Source organism: Massilia sp. TSP1-1-2, from assembly GCF_049896185.1.
GTDB lineage: Bacteria > Pseudomonadota > Gammaproteobacteria > Burkholderiales > Burkholderiaceae_D > Telluria_A.
Window position 1 is genome coordinate 1 of record NZ_JAFCTU010000123.1, and the last position, 1,058, is coordinate 1,058.

2 protein-coding genes are annotated in these 1,058 nt (G+C 60.1%); both read right to left on the minus strand.

The annotated features are described in order from the left end of the window. Positions 1 to 854 (minus strand): CAP domain-containing protein (locus ACP7BV_RS27200; protein ID WP_426108026.1); only part of this gene is annotated, 854 nt, incomplete at its 3' end. 14 nt (positions 855 to 868) lie between these two features. Then, positions 869 to 1,058 (minus strand): hypothetical protein (locus tag ACP7BV_RS27205; protein WP_426108027.1); only part of this gene is annotated, 190 nt, incomplete at its 5' end.

The window sequence follows — 1,058 nt, forward strand, 5'->3', positions numbered from 1 at the left end:
GCCGCCGACGTATTGTTACCCATGTTGGCGCTGTCGGTCGCTTTGCTCAGCAGTTTGGCGGGCAAGTTGACGCCGCCGCGCGGCTTGACGGTGAATGACGTGACGGTCAGCGTCACGTCAGCGTCGGCGTGCACGCTGATGGGATAGCCCACTTCGTCAACGTTCTCAACCGGATCGGGTTCTTCGAAATCGCTGAAGAAATTGGTCAGGACACGGGTTTGGCCATCCACCGGCCAGGTGGCGATGTTGCCTTTGCCGATGCCGGGTCCATAACCGTCGTTGGCGGCAAAATTATTCGTGAAAATGGTATAGCCGGTCGCGTTGCTGACCGCTCCGGCGCCAATTTCCTTAAAGCGCGGCTCAAAAATGGCAAAGCGGTGGTAAATCGCCGTGATCAGTTCTTCGGCCAGGTAGACGCCCGACGTGGTGTTGCTTGCCGATATAACTTCCCCGTAAAAATAGCTCGGCGTGGCGTAACCGACGGCCTGCAGACGGTCCAGCAGGTGCACGCCCGTAAAGCCGGGCTTGCCGACAACTTGCACGTGGGTGACGGTGTTGAGCTTCTGGTAGTTCGAGTGGCCCGTGGCGGCTGCATCGATCAGCGCATTGCGCGTCAATACGGACAACCCCGCTTGCGAGCGGCGAAAATTAAGCCAGTTCAAGCCGTCCGTCGCGGTGTTGTTGGTCAGCGCAGGCGCGCCCGGTTCGGGAGCCGGCGGCGTGATCGGAGCGGTCGGCGTGACCGCCGACGGCGCCGATGAACTGCCGCCGCCGCCGCCGCCGCCGCAAGCGGCAAGGGCCAGGACGACAACAAGACTTGCGCCTGTCTGTTGCCAGCGATTGAATGATTTCATGCGATGCTCCTGCGTTAAATACTTCGTGGACAGATTCTAGGCGAAATCCCGATACGGTGAGGTTTGTTTGGACCGAATGTGGCGCCCAGCGCAGGCTTGCCCTGTAAAATACCAACATTGCTTGCCTTCTCTATCACACACGACTGCGAACCCCTTTGAAACCGACCCGCCAGCAGCGCCTCGCGCGCGCCAAGTTTGCCCTTC